The organism is Serinicoccus sediminis, assembly GCF_004153545.1.
GTDB classification, from domain to species: domain Bacteria; phylum Actinomycetota; class Actinomycetes; order Actinomycetales; family Dermatophilaceae; genus Ornithinicoccus; species Ornithinicoccus sediminis_A.
The window spans coordinates 19,845-37,462 of the sequence record NZ_SDVA01000020.1; the positions used below are offsets into that span (position 1 = coordinate 19,845).

General features: G+C 73.4%; 16 protein-coding genes. 5 read left to right on the plus strand and 11 right to left on the minus strand.

Annotation, left to right across the window (positions count from 1 at the left end):
• Window positions 1-36 precede the first annotated feature (36 nt).
• From paaD to paaA, 4 genes are read right to left on the minus strand one after another with little or no spacing between them, the layout of a single operon-like run.
• Window positions 37-570, minus strand: coding sequence for a 1,2-phenylacetyl-CoA epoxidase subunit PaaD (paaD, locus tag EUS26_RS14800; RefSeq protein WP_420330021.1), 534 nt, complete (start codon window positions 568-570; stop codon window positions 37-39).
• Window positions 564-1,334: a 1,2-phenylacetyl-CoA epoxidase subunit PaaC gene (gene paaC, locus EUS26_RS14805; RefSeq protein WP_130014601.1), complete on the minus strand. Its 771-nt coding sequence runs from the start codon at window positions 1,332-1,334 to the stop codon at window positions 564-566. The genes paaD and paaC overlap by 7 nt, the downstream gene beginning before the upstream one ends.
• On the minus strand, window positions 1,331-1,618 hold the full coding sequence (gene paaB, locus EUS26_RS14810; protein WP_130014602.1) for a 1,2-phenylacetyl-CoA epoxidase subunit PaaB: 288 nt from the start codon (window positions 1,616-1,618) through the stop codon (window positions 1,331-1,333). Before paaB ends, paaC begins: the two co-directional genes overlap by 4 nt.
• Window positions 1,615-2,661, minus strand: coding sequence for a 1,2-phenylacetyl-CoA epoxidase subunit PaaA (paaA, locus tag EUS26_RS14815; protein WP_130014603.1), 1,047 nt, complete (start codon window positions 2,659-2,661; stop codon window positions 1,615-1,617). Before paaA ends, paaB begins: the two co-directional genes overlap by 4 nt.
• 96 nt (window positions 2,662-2,757) lie before the next feature.
• On the opposite strand from paaA, the gene EUS26_RS14820 reads away from it, so the two are divergent.
• Together EUS26_RS14820 and EUS26_RS14825 are read left to right on the plus strand one after the other, a co-directional pair.
• Window positions 2,758-3,324, plus strand: coding sequence for a GNAT family N-acetyltransferase (locus tag EUS26_RS14820; RefSeq protein WP_130014604.1), 567 nt, complete (start codon window positions 2,758-2,760; stop codon window positions 3,322-3,324).
• A 7-nt stretch (window positions 3,325-3,331) separates the two neighbouring features.
• On the plus strand, window positions 3,332-4,525 hold the full coding sequence (locus EUS26_RS14825; RefSeq protein ID WP_130014605.1) for a heparan-alpha-glucosaminide N-acetyltransferase domain-containing protein: 1,194 nt from the start codon (window positions 3,332-3,334) through the stop codon (window positions 4,523-4,525).
• A 477-nt stretch (window positions 4,526-5,002) separates the two neighbouring features.
• Here the strand turns inward: EUS26_RS14825 and EUS26_RS14830 are convergent, their stop codons facing one another.
• Window positions 5,003-7,495 carry a polyribonucleotide nucleotidyltransferase gene (locus tag EUS26_RS14830; protein ID WP_130014606.1) on the minus strand — a complete coding sequence of 831 codons (2,493 nt, stop codon included), beginning with the start codon at window positions 7,493-7,495 and terminating at the stop codon, window positions 5,003-5,005.
• A gap of 139 nt (window positions 7,496-7,634) precedes the next feature.
• Window positions 7,635-7,904: a 30S ribosomal protein S15 gene (gene rpsO, locus EUS26_RS14835; RefSeq protein ID WP_130014607.1), complete on the minus strand. Its 270-nt coding sequence runs from the start codon at window positions 7,902-7,904 to the stop codon at window positions 7,635-7,637.
• Between rpsO and EUS26_RS17600 the strand changes: the two genes are divergently transcribed.
• Genes EUS26_RS17600 through EUS26_RS14845 form a run of 3 tightly spaced genes read left to right on the plus strand, consistent with a single transcriptional unit; the run spans window position 7,903 to window position 9,759 of the window.
• Complete coding sequence (locus EUS26_RS17600) at window positions 7,903-8,028, plus strand: hypothetical protein (RefSeq protein ID WP_272947974.1); 126 nt, start codon at window positions 7,903-7,905, stop codon at window positions 8,026-8,028. The genes rpsO and EUS26_RS17600 overlap by 2 nt on opposite strands.
• 4 nt (window positions 8,029-8,032) lie before the next feature.
• Window positions 8,033-9,028 (plus strand): DNA topoisomerase IB, encoded by a 996-nt coding sequence (locus EUS26_RS14840; RefSeq protein ID WP_130014608.1) that lies wholly within the window; start codon window positions 8,033-8,035, stop codon window positions 9,026-9,028.
• Window positions 9,025-9,759, plus strand: a complete 735-nt coding sequence (locus tag EUS26_RS14845; protein WP_130014609.1) for a PIG-L deacetylase family protein — start codon at window positions 9,025-9,027, stop codon at window positions 9,757-9,759. Before EUS26_RS14840 ends, EUS26_RS14845 begins: the two co-directional genes overlap by 4 nt.
• A 307-nt stretch (window positions 9,760-10,066) precedes the next feature.
• Here the strand turns inward: EUS26_RS14845 and EUS26_RS14850 are convergent, their stop codons facing one another.
• From EUS26_RS14850 to mrdA, 5 genes are all read right to left on the minus strand, one after another.
• The gene (locus EUS26_RS14850) at window positions 10,067-11,026 is read right to left on the minus strand and encodes a type IV toxin-antitoxin system AbiEi family antitoxin domain-containing protein (RefSeq protein WP_130014610.1); all 960 of its coding nucleotides are present in this window, start codon (window positions 11,024-11,026) and stop codon (window positions 10,067-10,069) included.
• 261 nt (window positions 11,027-11,287) lie between these two features.
• Window positions 11,288-12,124 carry an Fpg/Nei family DNA glycosylase gene (locus tag EUS26_RS14855; RefSeq protein ID WP_130014611.1) on the minus strand — a complete coding sequence of 279 codons (837 nt, stop codon included), beginning with the start codon at window positions 12,122-12,124 and terminating at the stop codon, window positions 11,288-11,290.
• A gap of 122 nt (window positions 12,125-12,246) precedes the next feature.
• The gene (gene ppc, locus EUS26_RS14860; RefSeq protein ID WP_130014612.1) at window positions 12,247-15,030 is read right to left on the minus strand and encodes a phosphoenolpyruvate carboxylase; all 2,784 of its coding nucleotides are present in this window, start codon (window positions 15,028-15,030) and stop codon (window positions 12,247-12,249) included.
• A 9-nt stretch (window positions 15,031-15,039) separates the two neighbouring features.
• The gene (locus tag EUS26_RS14865) at window positions 15,040-15,576 is read right to left on the minus strand and encodes a GNAT family N-acetyltransferase (protein WP_130014613.1); all 537 of its coding nucleotides are present in this window, start codon (window positions 15,574-15,576) and stop codon (window positions 15,040-15,042) included.
• Window positions 15,573-17,567: a penicillin-binding protein 2 gene (mrdA, locus tag EUS26_RS14870; protein WP_238149016.1), complete on the minus strand. Its 1,995-nt coding sequence runs from the start codon at window positions 17,565-17,567 to the stop codon at window positions 15,573-15,575. The genes EUS26_RS14865 and mrdA overlap by 4 nt, the downstream gene beginning before the upstream one ends.
• Between the last annotated feature and the right edge of the window lie 51 nt (window positions 17,568-17,618).

The following is a 17,618-nucleotide window of genomic DNA, read 5'->3' on the forward strand; positions in this document are numbered from 1 at the left end:
GCAGCTCGGGGGTGTCCGGGGGCGGGGCCCCGGGGTCTAGATCGTCTTGAACTCGTCGAACGGCTCGCGGCACGCGAGGCACCGGCGCAGGGCCTTGCAGGCGGTCGACCCGAACCGGGCCACCTCCTCGGTGTCGTCCGACCCGCACTGAGGGCAGGTCACGACCCGCAGCTGCAGCCCGACCGGCACCGGGCCGGGAGGCCCGGCGTGCGCCCGCTCACCCGTGGGCGGCGCGATCCCGAAGCGGCGCAGCTTGTCGCGGCCCTCCTCGCTCATCCAGTCGGTCGTCCACGCCGGAGACAGCCGGGTGACGACCTCGACCGGTATGCCGTGTGCCCGACCGGCCTCGGCGAGGGCGTCGGCCATGGCGTGCATCGCGGGGCAGCCGGAGTAGGTGGGCGTGATGGTGACGCGCATCCCGGGCCGGCCGTCGACGTCGGCGGTCTCGACCTGCCGGATGACGCCCAGGTCGTCGATGGTGATGACCGGGATCTCGGGATCGGGGACCGCGCGCATGTCCTGCTCCACCTGCGCGGCCAGGTCGGCGTCGAGCACGGCGGACCTCACCACGTGGCCCCGGGGTGGCTGCGGTGGAGGTGCTGCATCTCCGCGAGCAGGTAGCCCATGACCTCCGAGTGCACGCCCTCGCGTCCGCCCCGGGCGTGCCACCGCGGTGGGTCGGGCGGGGTGAGCGTGGCCTGCTCCAGGACGCCGGCGACGTAGCCGTTGACCGCGTCGGTCAGGCTCGAGGGCAGCACCCCGACGCCCTGCTCGGCGGCCCAGCGGGCGGCCTCGTGGTCCTCCCCCAGCTCGGCGACGTAGGGGTGGACCGCGACCAGCGCGGCCTGCATGCGCTCGTGGCTCTCCGGTGTGCCGTCCCCCAGCCGCAGGACCCACTGCGTCGCGTGGTCACGGTGGTAGTCGACCTCCTTGACCGCCTTGGCGGCGATCCCGGCGAGCGTCTCGTCGGTGGAGTCGAGCAGGGCGGCGTAGAGCTCGCGCTGGTAGGTCGAGAACCACAGCAGCCGCGCCATCTCGTGCGCGAAGTCGGCCCGCGGCTGCTCCACGAGCTGCACGTTGCGGAACTCGCGCTCGTCGCGCAGCATCGCCAGGTCGTCCTCGTCGCGGAGCGGGTCCGCGCCCTCGACCTCACCGGCCCGGGTGAGCAGGGACCGGGCCTGGCCGACGAGGTCGAGCCCGACGTTGCCGAGGGCCATGTCCTCCTCGATCTGCGGGGCGTGGGTCAGCCACTCCCCCAGGCGCTGGGCATACACGAGGGCGTCGTCGCCGAGCCCCAGCAGGTAGTGGACGTGGCGGACGTCGGTGCTGCTCACAGGTACTCCACGTCCTCCGGCACGTCGTAGAACGTGGGGTGCCGGTACACCTTGTCGGCCGCCGGGTCGAAGAAGCTGTCCCGCTCGTCCGGGCTGGAGGCGGTGATGTCCTCGGAGGCCACGACCCAGATCGAGACACCCTCCTGCCGCCGGGTGTAGAGGTCGCGGGCGTTGCGCAGCGCCATCTCACGGTCCGGCGCGTGCAGCGAGCCCGCGTGGACGTGCGACAGACCCCGCTTGGCCCGCACGAAGACCTCCCACAGGGGCCAGGTGGCCGAGCTCATGCGACCGCCTCGGACTGCTGGCGCGCGGCCTGCTTCGCGGCATACGCCGCCGCCGCCTCACGCACCCAGGCGCCGTCCTCGTGCGCCTGCACGCGGGTGCGGATCCGCTGCTCGTTGCACGGCCCGTCGCCCTTGAGCACCCGCCAGAACTCGTCCCAGTCGATGGGCCCGAAGTCCCAGTGGCCGCGCTCCTCGTTCCAGGCGAGGTCGGGGTCGGGCAGGGTGATGCCGAGCTTCTGCGCCTGCGGCACGGTCATGTCGACGAACTTCTGCCGCAGGTCGTCGTTGGAGAAGCGCTTGATGCCCCAGGCCATGCTCTGCGCGGTATGCCCGCCGCTGGCCTGCTCGCCGGTGTCCGGCGGGCCGAACATCTGCAGCGCCGGCCACCACCACCGGTCCGCGGCGTCCTGGGCCATCGCCTTCTGCTCCTCGGTCCCGCGCGACAGCGTCCACAGGATCTCGAAGCCCTGCCGCTGGTGGAACGACTCCTCCTTGCACACCCGGATCATCGCCCGGGCGTAGGGGCCGTAGGAGCATCGGCACAGCGGCACCTGGTTCATGATGGCGGCACCGTCCACCAGCCACCCGATGGCGCCGGCGTCGGCCCAGGTCAGGGTGGGGTAGTTGAAGATCGAGGAGTACTTCTGCTGGCCGGAGTGCAGCTTGTCGAGCAGCTCGGACCGGTCCACCCCGAGGGTCTCGGCCGCGGAGTAGAGGTAGAGCCCGTGCCCCGCCTCGTCCTGCACCTTGGCCATGAGGATCGCCTTGCGCCGCAGCGAGGGGGCGCGGGTGATCCAGTTGGCCTCGGGCTGCATCCCGATGATCTCCGAGTGCGCGTGCTGGGCCATCTGACGGATCAGCGTCTTGCGGTATGCCTCCGGCATGGCGTCGCGCGGCTCGACCCGCTGGTCCTCCTCGATGAGGCCGTCGAAGTAGGCGGCGAGCGCGTCGGTGTAGTCCGGCGTCTCGGCCGCGTTGAGGGGGTGCGGCGTGGTGGCGCGGCCGCCCGGGGCGTCCGCCTGGCCGAAGTCGTTGCCGTACATCTCTCCAGTGTGCCAGAGAACAGCCCGTCTGTATAACGGAACCGCCGTCATATGACGGTGAATCTGTAACATGCGGGTCGGTGCGAGACTGGGTCGGTGAGCCATCAGCACGAGCAGCCCCCGGCCGCCGACGCCAGCGTGCGCACCGCGCGACCCAACGACGCCCCCGCCGTGGGCCTCGTCCAGGCCTTCGTCTGGCAGCACGAGCTCGCCGACGTGCTGGACCAGGACGTCCTGGACGCGCTGACCGGACCCCGGTTCGCCGCCGCGTGGAGGCAGTCGCTGGAACACCCCCCGACGCCGCGCCACCGCCTGCTCGTGGCGTGCGCGGGCCCCCAGGTGACGGGGTATGTCGCGGTCGGCCCGGCCGACGACGAGCCGGGGCTCCCCGCGGACACCAGCGCCCTGCTGCTCGACGGCGGGGTCCACCCCGAGGCCCGGGCCGCCGGCCACGGATCGCGCCTGCTCAACGCGGCGGTGGACACCCTGCGCGCCGCCTACGACGAGCTCGAGGCCGTCGCGACGTGGGTGCTCGCCGAGGCCGGGCACACCCGGGCGTTCCTGCAGGAGGCCGGGTTCGAGCCGGACGGCGCGTGGCGGGACCGGATCGTCGGTGACGACGGGCGGACCGTCCGCGAGGTGCGCCTGGTCACATGGGCCTGAGCCGTCCATGACGACGACCCGCAGGCTGGTGGGGATCGACCTGGCGCGCACGCTCGCGCTGCTGGGCATGTTCGCTGCGCACCTGGCCACGCACGAGGGCGACGGCCCGGGCGGGGTGAGCTGGCTGTTCCAGCTCGTCGCGGGCCGGTCCTCGGCCCTCTTCGCGGTCCTGGCGGGCGTGAGCATCGCGCTGGCGGCCCCGCTCTCGGCGGTCCGGGCCGACCCGCGCCTGCACCGGCGGCGGCTGCTGGTGCGCTCGGCGCTCATCGCCGGGCTGGGCCTGCTCGTCGGCCTCCCCGGCTCGGGGATCGCGGTCATCCTCACCTACTACGGGCTGCTCTTCTGCTGCGCGCTGCCGGTGCTGCAGTGGCGGGCACGGCCGCTGGCCTGGCTCGCCCTGGGCTGGGGGCTGCTCAGCCCGCTCGTCAGCCTGCTCGTGCGCCAGGCGTTGCCTGGCCCCACCCTCGCCGTGCCCTCGGTGGCGTCCCTCCTCGTCGTCGGCCCGGTCCAGCTCCTCACCGAGCTGCTCGTCACCGGGTACTACCCGGTGCTGACCTGGGCGACGTACCTCTTCGCCGGGCTGGCAGTCGGGAGGTGGCTGCAGGCCCGCGACGGCGCGGACCGCACTGTCACGGGCTCACTGGTCCTGGGTGGTGCGGGCCTCGCCGCCCTCGCGCTCGGCGTCTCGGGGCTGCTCCTGCGCTCGGAGCAGGTGCGGGCGGCGCTGCTCGAGAGCGCGGGCCTCGCTGCCGATGCCTGGCCGGTGCTCGACGCCGACCGGCGGACGGGGTTCTACGGCACCCACCCGGAGGGGAGCGCCTGGTGGCTGGGGGTCTGGGCCCCGCACAGCGGCAGCGTGGTCGACCTCGCGCACACCACGGGCACCGCGCTGCTGGTGCTCGGCGGCTGTCTCGCCCTCGTCCGGGCCACCGCCGCGCTGCCGTGGTCGGTGCTGGCGGGGGCGGGTCGCGCGACGCTGACCCTCTACGTCGCCCACGTGCTCGTGCTGGCGACCCCGCTGGGCGACCAGGGGCCCCTGGCCCGGGAGACGAGCACCGGGCTCGTGCTGCACGGCCTGCTGGCCCTGGTCGCGGGCGCCCTGCTGGCGGCCAGCGGTCGACGCGGACCGCTGGAGGAGTTCGTGCACCGGAGCACGCACGGCCCCGCCGTGCCGTCGTCGCCGACCCGTCCACCCGGCTGACCTCAGCCGGACCGCGCCTCGCCGGGTCGCGAGCACCCTGCGCCAGCCAGCCGGCCGCACCGTCGGCACCTCGCCGTGCCCCGTCACGCCACGCCCGTTCACCTACCGTTCACTTTCGCGTCGGCTTGGGGTACTCTTGGTGAACAGAAGATGAACGACATACCCCGAAGACCTCGAAGGAGGTGGCCCCCATGGCGACTGTTCGCCCACTCCGGACCACGCGACCGACCCGGGCGCTCACCTGGGTCCCGGTGACCGATGCGACCGGCCGCACCCGCATGGAGATGCGCTGGCACGTCGGCGCCCCGGCGCCGCAGATCCGGCGCCGCGCCTCGGTCGCCTGACCAGGCGCACAGCCTCGGTCGCCTGACCAGGCGCACAGCCTCGGTCGCCTGACCAGGCGCACACCGGACATGACGAAGGGCGGGCCCGACCGGGCCCGCCCTTCGTCATGCGGTGCGTCTCGCGAGGTGCGGGTCAGCCCTCGTCGGAGCCGCTGTCGCCACCCTCGGAGCCGTTGCCGTTGCTCCCGCGGCCACGGCCGCCACGACGGCGACGCTGACGACGGGGCCGGTCGCCGCCCTCCTGGGCGTCACCGGACTCCTCGGTGCTGGTCGCCTCCTCGTCGGCCGGCTCGGCGGCCGTCTCCACCACCGGAGCGTCGGCGACGGGCTCGGCGACCGGGGCGTCGGCCACGGGCTCGGCCACGGGCTCGGCGACCGGCGCGGCGGACTCCGCCGCCGGTGCGGACGCGGCGGCCTGCTCCTCGGCGACGACCGCGGCGAGCGAGAGCTTGCCGCGCGGGTCGATCTCCTTGAGCTCGACCTGGACCTTCTGGCCCACGCCGAGCACGTCCTCGACCGCGTCGATGCGCTTGCCACCGACGAGCTTGCGGATCTCGGAGATGTGCAGCAGCCCGTCCTTGCCGGGGAGCAGCGAGATGAACGCCCCGAAGGTCGTCGTCTTCACCACGGTCCCGAGGAAGCGCTCGCCGACCTCCGGCATCTGCGGGTTGGCGATCGCGTTGATCGCCGCCCGCGCGGCCTCGGCCGACGGGCCGTCGGTCGCGCCGATGTAGACCGTGCCGTCGTCCTCGATGGAGATGTCGGCGCCGGTGTCCTCCTGGATCTGGTTGATCATCTTGCCCTTCGGGCCGATGACCTCACCGATCTTGTCCACCGGCACGCGCACCGAGATGACGCGCGGGGCGTAGGGGCTCATCTCGTCCGGGGCGTCGATGGCCTCGTTCATGACGTCGAGGATGTGCATCCGGGCGTCCCGGGCCTGGGTGAGCGCCCCGGCGAGCACGTCGGCGGGGATGCCGTCGAGCTTGGTGTCCAGCTGGATGGCGGTGACGAACTCCCGCGTCCCGGCGACCTTGAAGTCCATGTCGCCGAAGGCGTCCTCGGCACCGAGGATGTCGGTCAGCGCGGCATACCGCGTCGAGCCCTCGACCTCGGCCGAGACCAGGCCCATGGCAATGCCCGCGACCGGCGCGCGCAGCGGCACACCGGCGTTGAGCAGGGACATCGTGGACGCGCAGACCGAGCCCATCGAGGTGGAGCCGTTGGAGCCCAGCGCCTCGGAGACCTGCCGGATGGCGTAGGGGAACTCCTCGCGCGTCGGCAGCACCGGCATGAGCGCCCGCTCGGCGAGCGCGCCGTGGCCGATCTCGCGGCGCTTCGGGGAGCCGACGCGACCGGTCTCACCGGTGGAGAACGGCGGGAAGTTGTAGTTGTGCATGTAGCGCTTGCGGGACACCGGGGAGAGGGTGTCCAGCTGCTGCTCCATGCGCAGCATGTTGAGCGTGGTGACACCCATGATCTGGGTCTCGCCGCGCTCGAAGATGGCCGAGCCGTGGGCCCGGGGGATGACCTCGACCTCGGCGGACAGCGCGCGGATGTCCTTGAGGCCGCGGCCGTCGATGCGGACCTCGTCGCGCAGGATGCGCTCACGGATGAGCTTCTTCTGCACGGCGCGGTAGGCCGCGGACAGCTCCTTCTCACGACCGGCGAAGGCGGCGTCCGACGCGGCGTCATCGCCGGCCAGCCGGGTCATCATGGCGGCCTTGATCTCGTCGACGCGGTCGTCGCGCTCGGCCTTGCCCGCGATCTGCAGCGCCGTGGCGAGGTCACCGCTGGTGGCCTCCTCGACGGCGGCGTAGGCGTCGTCCTCGTAGTCGAGGAAGCGCGGGAACTCCTGGACCTCCTTGGCGGAGCCCTGGGCGAGCTGGGCCTGCGCCTCGCAGAGGGCCTTGATGAACTTCTTGGACTCCTCGAGGCCCTGGGCCACGACCTCCTCGGTCGGGGCCTGCTTGCCCTCGGACTTCACCAGGTCCCAGGTCGCCTCGGTGGACTCGGCCTCGACCATCATGATGGCCACGTCGTCACCGTCGACGACCCGCCCGGCGACGACCATGTCGAAGGTCGAGCGCTCGGCGTCGGAGAAGTTCGGGAACGCGACCCACTGGCCGTCGATGAGGGAGATGCGCACGCCACCGATGGGGCCGCTGAACGGCAGGCCCGAGATCTGGGTGGACGCGGACGCGGCGTTGATGGCGAGCACGTCGTACTGGTGCTCGGGGTCGAGGGACAGCACCGTGATGACGACCTGGACCTCGTTGCGCAGCCCCTTGGCGAAGGTCGGGCGCAGCGGGCGGTCGATGAGCCGGCAGGTGAGGACGGCGTCCGTCGACGGACGACCCTCACGCCGGAAGAAGCTGCCGGGGATCTTGCCCAGGGCATACATCTTCTCCTCGACGTCCACCGTGAGCGGGAAGAAGTCGAAGTGGTCCTTGGGGTGCTTGCCGGCCGTGGTGGTCGACAGCAGCATGGTCTCGTCGTCGAGGTAGGCGGTGACGGAGCCGCCGGCCTGCCTGGCCAGGCGCCCGGTCTCGAACCGGACGGTGCGGGTGCCGAAGCTGCCGTTGTCGATCGTGGCTTCGGCGAACGTGATCTCTGGACCCTCCATGGGCCCTCCTTTTCTCTTCACTCTCAGCGCGACGGGCATCGTCGTTGTGCCCGTCGGTCCTGCAGGCGGGGGACGCGGGTGGGCGCCCCCCTGACGCACGAAAGCGGCTCCCTCACGGGAACCGCTCTCGGTGCGAGACTCAGCGGCGCAGGCCGAGCCGCTTGATCAGCGACCGGTAGCGCTCGATGTCGATGTCCTCGAGGTAGCGCAGCAGACGCTTGCGCTTGCCGACCAGGAGCAGCAGCCCGCGGCGGCTGTGGTGGTCGTGCTTGTGCTCGCGGGCGTGCTCGGTGAGCTCGCGGATGCGGGCGGTCAGGAGCGCGACCTGCACCTCGGGCGAACCGGTGTCGCCCTCGGTCGTGGCGTACTCCTTGATGATGTCCTGCTTCGTGGCAGTCTCGATCGCCATGGGCGACTCCTTCGTGTTGTTGCGCGGCGCCAACCCGGGCCTGTTCACCGGGGCACTCTCGATCCGCGGCCGTCATGACGGCACGTTCCAGGTTATCAGCGCGCGCCGGAGCACCCTAATCTGAGCAGATGCCCCGGCTGCGCACCGTCTCCCCCGCCACCCCAGGCTGGACCCGCCGGCGCTCCGGGAAGGGGTTCTCCTACCTCGATGCGCAGGGCCGGCGGCTCGGCGCCGAGGAGGTCGCGCGGGTCAAGGCGCTGGTCATCCCGCCGGCGTGGAAGGACGTGTGGATCTGCCCGCACCCGTCCGGGCACCTGCAGGCGGTCGGCACCGACGACGCGGGTCGGCGTCAGTACCTCTACCACCCGGCCTGGCGCGAGCAGCGGGACAAGCTCAAGTTCGAGCGGGTCCTCAAGGCCGCCGCCCGGCTGCCGGCGGCGCGCAGGCGGATCACCCGCGACCTCGCGCTGGAGGGTATGCCGGTGCAGCGCGCCGAGGCGGTCGCGGTGCGCCTGCTCGACCTGGGCTACTTCCGCATCGGCAGCGACGTCTACACCGACGCCCACGGCAGCTTCGGACTGACCACGCTGGAGCGCCGGCACGTGCGGGCCCGGGGCGAGGTGCTGCTCTTCTCCTTCGTCGGCAAGTCGGGGGTGGAGCACCGGGTGCAGATCGACGACCGGGACGTCATCGCCGCGCTGGACCGGATGCGCCGGCGCCGCTCGGGGGCACGGCTGCTGGCCTACCAGGACGGGCGGCGCTGGGTCGACCTGGACGCCGCGGCGGTGAACGCCTACCTCGACGAGCTGCTGGGCGGGGAGCTGACGGCCAAGGACTTCCGCACCTGGCACGCGACCGTGCTCGCCGCGACCTCCCTGGCGCTGACCGAGGAGCAGGGTGACACGAGCGCCTCGCGACGCCGGGCGGTGCGGTCGGCGGTGGAGGAGGTGTCGGCATACCTCGGGAACACCCCCACGATCGCCCGGAACTCCTACATCGACCCGCGGGTCATCGACCTCTACGAGGAAGGCACCACCATCGCCGAGGCGGCACGCCGGCGGCACCGCTCCCCGGCGGCGAGGACGCGCGACCTGGAGCGCGCCGTGCTAGAGATGCTGTCATGAGCCTCACGACCTTCCCGGACGACTGGCAGCGAGCGCTGTGCGTCGTCGCGCACCCCGACGACCTGGAGTACGGCACCGCCGCCGCGGTGGCCCGGTGGACCGAGGAGGGCAAGGACGTCACCTACCTCCTCGTCACCCGCGGCGAGGCGGGGATCGCCACCATGGCCCCCTCCGAGGCCGGCCCGCTGCGCGAGCAGGAGGAGCGCGACGGCGCCCGCGAGGTCGGCGTCGAGGAGGTGCTGTTCCTCGAGGGGTTCTCCGACGGCGTCCTCGAGGCCGACCTCAGGCTGCGCCGTGAGCTGGCACGGGTCATCCGCGACGTCCGCCCCGAGGTCGTGACGACCCTCACCCACGCGGAGACCTTCCCGGGCGGCGGCCTCAACCAGGCCGACCACCGCGCGGTCGGGCTGAGCACCATCGACGCCGTCGCGGCCGCCGGCAACCGGTGGATCTTCCCCGAGCTGGTCACCGAGGGCCACGAGCCGTGGGACGGCGTGCGCTGGATCGCCTCGTCCGCGGGCCACACCCCCACCCACGAGGTCGACGTGACCAGCACGTTCGAGCGGGGGGTGGCCTCGCTGGAGGCCCATCGGGAGTACCTCGCCGCGCTCGGCGACGACTACCCCTCCCCCCGGGAGCTGCTCGGGATGATCCTGGGCGATCCGGACAGCACCCGCGAGGACGGGTCGCCCACCCGCTACCGCTGGGCCGCCCAGGTCTTCGAGCGCTGAGCCACCCCGCTGGTGGGCCGCTGCCTGCTCCGCCCGGCCCGGCCCCGGCTCTGCCCGGCCCGGCTCGTCGGCCGGCTCCCCCGGCCCAGCCTCACCCCTCGGACCTGAGCAGAGAAAAGTGCCCGACACCTGAGCTACTACCCATGCCTGGGCCACCTTTCTCTGCTCAGGAATGACGCCGCTCCCCATGGGCCACCTGAGCAGAGAAATGTGCCCGGCACGCAGGTTGCTGCACCTGTCTGGGCCACTCTTCTCTGCTCAGGTCCCTGCGGGGCGGGAGGCTCAGGTCTGGGCAGGGTGCCGGGGCTCAGGCCGGATGGCGGAGGGACGCGCGCTGGAGGGCCTCGCGGATCTTGGCCCGCACGAGCCCCGGCTTGGCCAGGTCTGCCCACGTGAGCCGCACGACCTCGTAGCCCAGCTCCCTGAGCCGGTCCTCGCGCAGCTTCTCAGCCACGAGCACGTCGCGGTCGTCGTACTTCACCCGGCCGTCGAACTCGATCAGGACGTTCGTGCCCCGGACCCGGAAGTCCGAGCGCGCCACCAGCCAGCCGGCGGGGTCGTGGATCTCGACCTGGCACTCCACCGCGATGTCCAGCAGGTGCAGCAGCCAGGCCGTGCGTGACTCCCCGGCGCTCTCCCGGCTGCCGTCGGCCAGGTCGGCCACCAGACGCGCTGCCGGCCGGTCACGCCGCAGGCACGACAGGTCGACCGCGGAGCTGAGCTCGTCCCGGGTGGCCGCGCCGACCCGCAGGGCCGAGTCCGCCGCGACCAGCCCGCACTCGGCGCCGTGGACGACGGCCTCCTGGAGACAGGCGAGGGCGGGCCGGACCACCGGCATACCGTCCTCCTCGGTGACCTGCTCCGCCGGCACCGGGGCGTGCACCCACAGGCCTCCGGAGCGATGCCCACGGCCGCAGCCCACGCGGCTCGCGTGGACCTCGTCGTCGCGTCCGTGCACGTCCAGACCCTGCACCACCAGCGCGCTGCGGTGGCTGAGAGCGACCCGCCCAGGGTCGGTGCCCAGAGAGGTCAGCGAGCCGGCGACCGCGAGCGCCCGCAGGCGGTGCCGCTCCCACGGGGGCGAGGCCTCCCACACCTGCCGGTCGACGAGGACCTCCCGGCGCAGGCGCAGGAGCACCCCCGCGGCGACCTGGCTCCTGATGACCGTGTCAGACACGCCGGCACGGTGCAGGTCAGCCGTGGTGAGCCCGTCCGGGTGCGCCTCCAGCAGCCGACGCACCCGCTCGTCCATCCTGTCCTCCCCCATGGGCCCAGCCTGCCGTGCCGCGACGGCTCGGGCCGGACTTGTCCACAGGCACCAGAACCGGACGGGAACCTGGGCAGAGAACGGTGCACCGGCGAGAACCTGAGCAGAGAAGGGCGTGCCAGGCAGGGGTTGCAGCACCTGCTCCGAGCACTCTTCTCTGCTCAGGTGCGCTCGGACGGGTGGGCACCCGGGCACTCGGGGCAGGGCGCCGCCGGGGGCGGGGGCGGGGCCCGGGGGCGGGGGGCGGGGGGCCGGGGGCTGTCAGGTGCGGCGCTGGCAGTTGCCGCACCAGAAGAGGTTGCGGCCGGCGAGCACCTTGTGCCGGACGGTGGATCCGCAGCGCAGGCAGGGCTGGCCGGTGCGCTTGTAGACCGCGAACTCGCGGGGCACCACGGGCTCCTCACCCCGGTGGAGGGCCGCGGCGGTGTCCTCCAGCACGTCGTCGAGCGTGATGATGGTGCCCGTGCGCACCCCGAGCGGCATGAGCCGCACGAGGTCGTCCCAGATGAGCTGCCACGACGCGCGCTTGAGCGTCTTCCCCGGCCGCAGCGGGTGCAGCCGGTGGCGCCACAGCACCTCGCAGCGGTAGATGTTGCCGACCCCCGCGAGCACGGTCTGGTCCATGAGCAGCTCGGCCACGGTCTTGCCCGAGCGCGTGATCGTGGGGTATGCCGCGTCCGGGTCGTTGAGGTCGCTCACCGGCTGCAGCGGGTCGGGTCCCTGCCGCAGGACCAGCCGGTCGACCTCCGCCTCGTCCACGACCTGGCAGGCCATGGGGCCGCGCAGGTCCGCGACGCGCGTCTCGGAGAGCAGGCGCAGGCGCACCTGCCCGGTCGCCGGGGGCTCCTGCCCCGCCGGCTCCACGGGCAGGACGAACCACTTGCCGATGAGGCCGAGGTGCACGTAGAGCGTCCGGCCACCGGCGAAGTCGACGAAGAGCAGCTTGCCGTGCGCCCACGAGCGCTCCAGCACGGACCCGTCCAGCTGCGCGGCCCCCTCGGCGAACCGCCCCTGGGGGCTGGTGACCGCGGGCGCGGTGCCGCCGAAAGCGTCGTCGAGCGAGCGAGCCAGGCGGTGCAGCGTGTGACCCTCGGGCATGGGCTGATGCTCTCAGGTGCCCGCCGGCCCCCGCCACGCAGCCCCGACGACCGGGACCGCTCAGAGCACCTCGCACGGTGCTGCGCAGGCCCCGTCAGCCGACGCCGGGTGGGACTCGAGCCTCAGCCGGTGTTGCGCAGGCCGGCGGCCACCCCGTTGACGGTGACGAGCAGCGCCCGCTGCAGCTCGTCCACCTCTTCCGCGGCCGCGCCCGCGTCGCCCTCCTCCGCCGGGCGCTCACGCAGCCGGCGCAGCAGCTCGACCTGCAGGTAGGAGATGGGGTCGAGGTAGTTGTCCCGCACCGCCAGCGTGCGCTTGAGCACCGGCTGGTCGTCGAGCAGGTGCTCCTCACCGGTGAGCCGCTTGAGCTCGGTCACGGTCAGCTCGAACTCGGCCCGGATGGTCTCGAAGATGTGCCGCAGCTCCTGCGGGACCAGCGTGTCGACGTAGTGCGCCGCGATCTCGAGGTCGGTCTTGGCCAGCGTCATCTCGACGTTGGAGAGGACCGAGCGGAAGAAGTGCCAGTGGGCCAGCATCTCGCCGAGCTCGGCCTCGTGGCCCGCCTCCCGCGCCGCCCGCAGCCCCGACCCGACCCCGAACCAGCCCGGGATGATCTGCCGCGTCTGGGTCCAGCCGAACACCCACGGGATGGCCCGCAGCCCGTCCAGCCCCTTCCCGGTGTCCGGGCGCTTGCTCGGGCGCGACCCGATGTTCAGCGCGCCGAGCTGGTCGACCGGGGTGGCCGCGACGAAGTAGTCCGGCAGATCCTCGTCGTCGATGAGCCGGCGGTATGCCGCGAAGGCGGCGTCGCTCGCGATGTCCATCACCGCGCCGTACCGGGTCCGCTCCTCGGCGGTGGTCCGCGGGTCCCGGTGCAGGGCGGAGGCGCGGAGCACCGCGGCCATCGACAGCTCGAGGTTCTCCTGCGCCAGCGCCGGCAGGGAGTACTTGTCGGAGATGACCTCGCCCTGCTCGGTGAACTTGATCTCGCCCTCGAGCACGCCGTTCGGCTGGGCCAGGATCGCGTCGTAGGTCGGGCCGCCGCCGCGACCGACCGAGCCCCCGCGACCGTGGAACAGCCGCAGCCGCACCCCGTGCCGGGCGGCGACGTCGCGCAGCGCCCGCTGCGCCCGGTGGATGCCCCACTGGCTGGTCAGCACCCCGGCCTGCTTGTTGGAGTCGGAGTAGCCGAGCATGACCTCCTGCACGTCCCCGCGCAGCCGGACCAGCTCCCGGTATGCCGGCGTGGACAGCATGGCGTCCACCAGCTCGGCCGCGCCGCGCAGCTCGTCGATGGTCTCCAGCAGCGGCGCGAAGCCGATGAGCGCGAAGGCACCCTCCCCACCGGTGTCGCCGTGCAGGTCGACCAGCCCGGCCTCACGAGCCAGCACCGCGGCCGCGAGGACGTCGTCCGGCCCCTGGGTCATCGAGATGATGTAGGTCTCCACGACGTCCGGGCCGTAGGTGGCCAGGGCCTCCCTGATCTCGTCGAAGACCGCCAGCGTCTGCACCCGCGGGGCGGCGCGGGTGAGCAACGGGCGGCGCGAGCCGAGCTCCTCCCCGAGCAGCTCGAGGCGCTGCTGCCGCTCGAGCGAGGCATACCCCTGCTCACCCGCGGCCCCGGCCGCGTCGAGCATGGGCGCGAGCGTCTCGTGATGCTTCTCGGAGTGCTCACGCACGTCCAGGGTCGCGAGGTGCAGCCCGGTGGACGCGATGGTGCGGGTGGCATGAGCCAGCCGCCCGTCGGCGACGAGGTCCCCCCCGTGCCGGCGCAGCGAGTCGGCCACCACCCGCAGGTCGGCCACGATCTCCTCGACGGAGGCGTAGTCGCGACCCTCCTCGTGCGCGGTCCCCGCGTCGAAGCGGCGGCGCGTGTTGAGCAGCTTGGCCCGCACGCAGGTCAGCTTGAGGCGGTACGGCTCCTGGGCGTTGAGCTCCAGCACCCGTTTGTCCAGCCCGGGCAGGTGCGCGAGGTCCTCGCGCACCGAGGCCATGAGCTCCTCCTCCACGTCGACGACCACGGTCGAGGACGAGATCTGCGAGATGAGCAGGTCGACGAGGGTGAGCGCCACCGTGATGGCGTGGGTGCCCTGCAGCCGCAGCACCTCCCGGGTGACGGCCGGGGTGACGTAGGGGTTGCCGTCGCGGTCGCCGCCGATCCAGCTCCCGAACCGGACGGGCGCGCGGCCGGGGTCCAGGCTCACGTCGTGCTCGGCCAGCAGGTCGGCGAGGTGCCCCAGCAGGGCGGGCATCGTCGTGGTCAGCACCTCGTCGAGGTAGTACATCGCGTTGCGGGCCTCGTCCATGGGCGTCGGACGGTTCTGCCGCAGCTCGTCGGTCTGCCAGATGAGGTCGACCAGCTCGCCGAGGTCGCGGTCCTGGCGGCGGCGCGCCAGGGTGTCCGGCTCGGTCGGGGTCGCGAGCAGGTCCGACAGGTGCCGGATCTTGGTGAGGACGCTGCGCCGGGAGGCCTCGGTGGGGTGCGCGGTGAAGACCGGGCGCACGTCGAGCTCGGTGACGCTGTCGGCCAGCAGCTCGCGCCCTCCGGCGTCGACGATGTCGCGCACCGCCGAGGTCAGCCACCCCTCCCGCTCCGGTCGGGCGGCGTGCGTCCGCACCCGGTGCACCTGCTCGGCGGCATTCGCCAGGTGGAAGTATGCCGAGAACGCGCGGACCAGGTCGGTCGCCTCGTCCAGCGGCAGCTCGGCCAGCACCTGGCGGACCTGGGCGGCGGCCTCCTCGTCACCCTCCTTGCTGGCCTTGGTCGCGAGCCGGACCTGCTCGACCGCGTCGAGCAGGTCCGGCCCGTGGTGGCGCACGAGGGACTGGCCCAGGAGGGTCGAGACGCGTCGGACGTCGGCGCGCAACTCGGGGCTGATCGGGTCGGTGGAGGTCGGTTCGCTCACGGGTCGACCCTACGGCAACCGCTGGCCCCCCTGCCCGGCGCTCCCGGGCTCCTCGACGTCCTCCTGCAGGGCCAGCTCCCACCAGTCGCACCCGTGCCACCGGCCGAACTTGCGGCCCACCCGGGTGAAGGCCCCGACCTGACGGAAGCCCAGCGCCCGGTGCAGGGCCGCGCTCCCGGGGTTCGGCGGGGTGGAGCCGGCGACCGCCGTGCCGTAGCCCAGCTCGCGCAGCCGGTCGAGCAGCGCCGTGTAGAGCGGGCGGCCGAGGCCCTGCCCGGCGGCGTGCGGCGCGAGGTAGATGCTCGTCTCGGCCGTGCGCGCGTAGGCGCTGCGGGCGCGGTAGCTGCCGGCGTAGGCATACCCGAGCACCTGACCGTCCCTCTCGGTGACGAGCCACGCGTGGGCCCGCTGCGCGGCGGCGATGCGCCGTTCGAGCTCCTCCGCGCCGGGCGGCTCGGTCTCGAAGGTGACGGCGGTGCCGGTGACGTAGGGCGCGTAGATCGCCGCGCAGGCACCGGCGTCGGTGGGTCGGGCGTCGCGGATCACGGCTCCACCTCCCGGAGGGTCTCCCAGATCTGTCGCACCGCCGGGGCGGCGACGTCGGACCCGATGCCGCCCTCCTCGACGACGACGAGCACGACGTACTCCGGCTCGTCGGCCGGGCCGTAGGAGGCGAACCACGAGGTGGCCTGCCGGCCGAAGGACTCCGCCGACCCGGTCTTGCCAGCCAGGGGGTAGTCCTCGGACGGCCAGCCGGCGAAGGCCGCCGCGCCCGTGCCCTCGGTGACGACGCCCTCGAGCCCCTCCCGCACGATGCGCCACGTGTCGTCGTCCAGCGAGACCCGGCCCTGCTCCGGCGCGGCGAGCTCCTCCACCACGGTGCCGTCCGGGCGCACCAGCGCGTCGGCCACCTGGGGCGTGACCAGGCGTCCCCCGTTGGCGACCGCGGCGTAGACCACGGCCATCTGCAGCGGGGTCGTCGCGACGTCGCCCTGGCCGATGGAGAAGTTCACCGCGTCGCCGGGGCGCCACCGGGCGCCGTCGACGCAGTTCTCCTGCGCCAGCTGCTCGAGGAACTCCCGTCGCTCCTCGTCCTCCACCTCCGGGTAGCCCTCGTCGGCACGTCGGCAGACGTCCTCCCGGGTGCTCTCCCAGTAGTCCTGCTTCCACTGCCGCGACGGCAGCGTGCCGGCCTCCTCACCGGGCACGTCCACCCCCGTCCGCCGCCCGAGCCCGAACCCCCGTGCCACGGCGAGGAAGCGGTCCCGCGCGTCGGCGTCCGCGCCGGCGTCCTGCAGGTCGCGCCAGTGGTCGTAGGCCCAGCGGTAGAAGGTCGTGTCGCACGAGACCTCGAGGACGCGACGCAGGCCGATCTCGCCGTAGGCCTCGGACTCGTAGTTGGTGAACCGCTGGCCGGCGATGGAGACGGCGCCGGGGCAGGCGTACTCCCCCTCGGGGTCGATGCCGGTCTGCAGGGCGGCGGGCAGGGTGACGACCTTGAACGTCGACGCCGGGGGGTAGGTCTCCCCGACCACCCGGTTGACCAGGGGCGCGCCCCGGTCGGGGTCCAGCAGCCGGGCGTACTCGCCGGCGCTGACGCCGCGGCTCCACACGCCCGGGTCGTAGGTGGGGAAGCTGGCCGCGGCGAGCACGGCCCCGGTGTCGGGACGGAGCACGACGGCGGCCCCGCTCGTCGCCGGCGCGCCGGCCCGGCGTGCGGCCCGCACCGCCTCGACGAGGGCCTGCTCGCTGGCCGCCTGGACGCGGACGTCGAGGTGGGTGCGCAGGTCGGACCCCTGGACGGGGTCGGTGTCCTCCAGGGTGCCGGTGACCACCCCACGCGGGTCGACGGTGAGGGTGGTGCGACCCGGTATGCCGCGCAGCCCCGCGTCGTAGACCGCCTCCAGCCCGGCCCGGCCCAGCCACGCCTGGGCGTCGAGGGCGCCCTCGGAGGCGTCGACCTCCTCCTGGGTCGGCCGGCCGAGGTAGCCGACGAGATGGGCCGCGTTGACCCCCTCCGGGGCGGGGTAGTCGCGCACGGGGAGGCTCTGCACCTCGATGCCGGGGTAGCTCTCCGGTCGTTCCAGCAGGGCCAGCGCGTCCACCGGGTCGACGTCGTAGACGAGGGGGACCGGCAGGTAGGGCGAGCCGGAGAAGCAGAACGGCACGGGCGGCGCGTCCTGCGTGCCGCACAGCCGGGTGCGGCCCCACAGCTCCTCCTGCGGCCGGCGCAGGGCCGCGGCCACCGAGGACACCAGGGCGGCGCCCCCGTCGTCGGACTCCAGCAGCACCTGGGGGTCCACCGTGACGACCGAGCTCGCCGCGTTGGCCACCACGGGGGTGCCGTCGGCGGCCAGCACCCGCCCGCGCAGGGCCGGGGTGAGGATCTCCCGCGTGCTCACCTCGGCGGCCTGCACCGCGAGCTCCTCGTGCTGGCCCAGCTGCATCTGCCCGAGCCGCCCCACGAGCACGCCACCGAGGGCCAGCACGGCCACCAGCGCGGCCCAGAGGGCGCGGGTGGAGCGACGGCGGCGCACCCGACGGGGGCTGAGGGCGGGACGCGGGACACGGGTGACGGCCCGACCGCG

Excerpts from the sequence above, each read along its gene's own strand:
- paaB (WP_130014602.1), bottom strand. The coding sequence starts at position 1,618 with ATGAGCTCGGCCACCTGGCCCCTGTGGGAGGTCTTCGTGCGGGCCAAG.
- paaA (WP_130014603.1), bottom strand. The coding sequence starts at position 2,661 with ATGTACGGCAACGACTTCGGCCAGGCGGACGCCCCGGGCGGCCGCGCC.
- EUS26_RS14825 (WP_130014605.1), top strand. The coding sequence starts at position 3,332 with ATGACGACGACCCGCAGGCTGGTGGGGATCGACCTGGCGCGCACGCTC.
- EUS26_RS14830 (WP_130014606.1), bottom strand. The coding sequence starts at position 7,495 with ATGGAGGGTCCAGAGATCACGTTCGCCGAAGCCACGATCGACAACGGC.
- EUS26_RS17600 (WP_272947974.1), top strand. The coding sequence starts at position 7,903 with ATGGGCGACTCCTTCGTGTTGTTGCGCGGCGCCAACCCGGGCCTGTTC.
- rpsO (WP_130014607.1), bottom strand. The coding sequence starts at position 7,904 with ATGGCGATCGAGACTGCCACGAAGCAGGACATCATCAAGGAGTACGCC.
- EUS26_RS14840 (WP_130014608.1), top strand. The coding sequence starts at position 8,033 with ATGCCCCGGCTGCGCACCGTCTCCCCCGCCACCCCAGGCTGGACCCGC.
- EUS26_RS14845 (WP_130014609.1), top strand. The coding sequence starts at position 9,025 with ATGAGCCTCACGACCTTCCCGGACGACTGGCAGCGAGCGCTGTGCGTC.
- EUS26_RS14850 (WP_130014610.1), bottom strand. The coding sequence starts at position 11,026 with ATGGGGGAGGACAGGATGGACGAGCGGGTGCGTCGGCTGCTGGAGGCG.
- EUS26_RS14855 (WP_130014611.1), bottom strand. The coding sequence starts at position 12,124 with ATGCCCGAGGGTCACACGCTGCACCGCCTGGCTCGCTCGCTCGACGAC.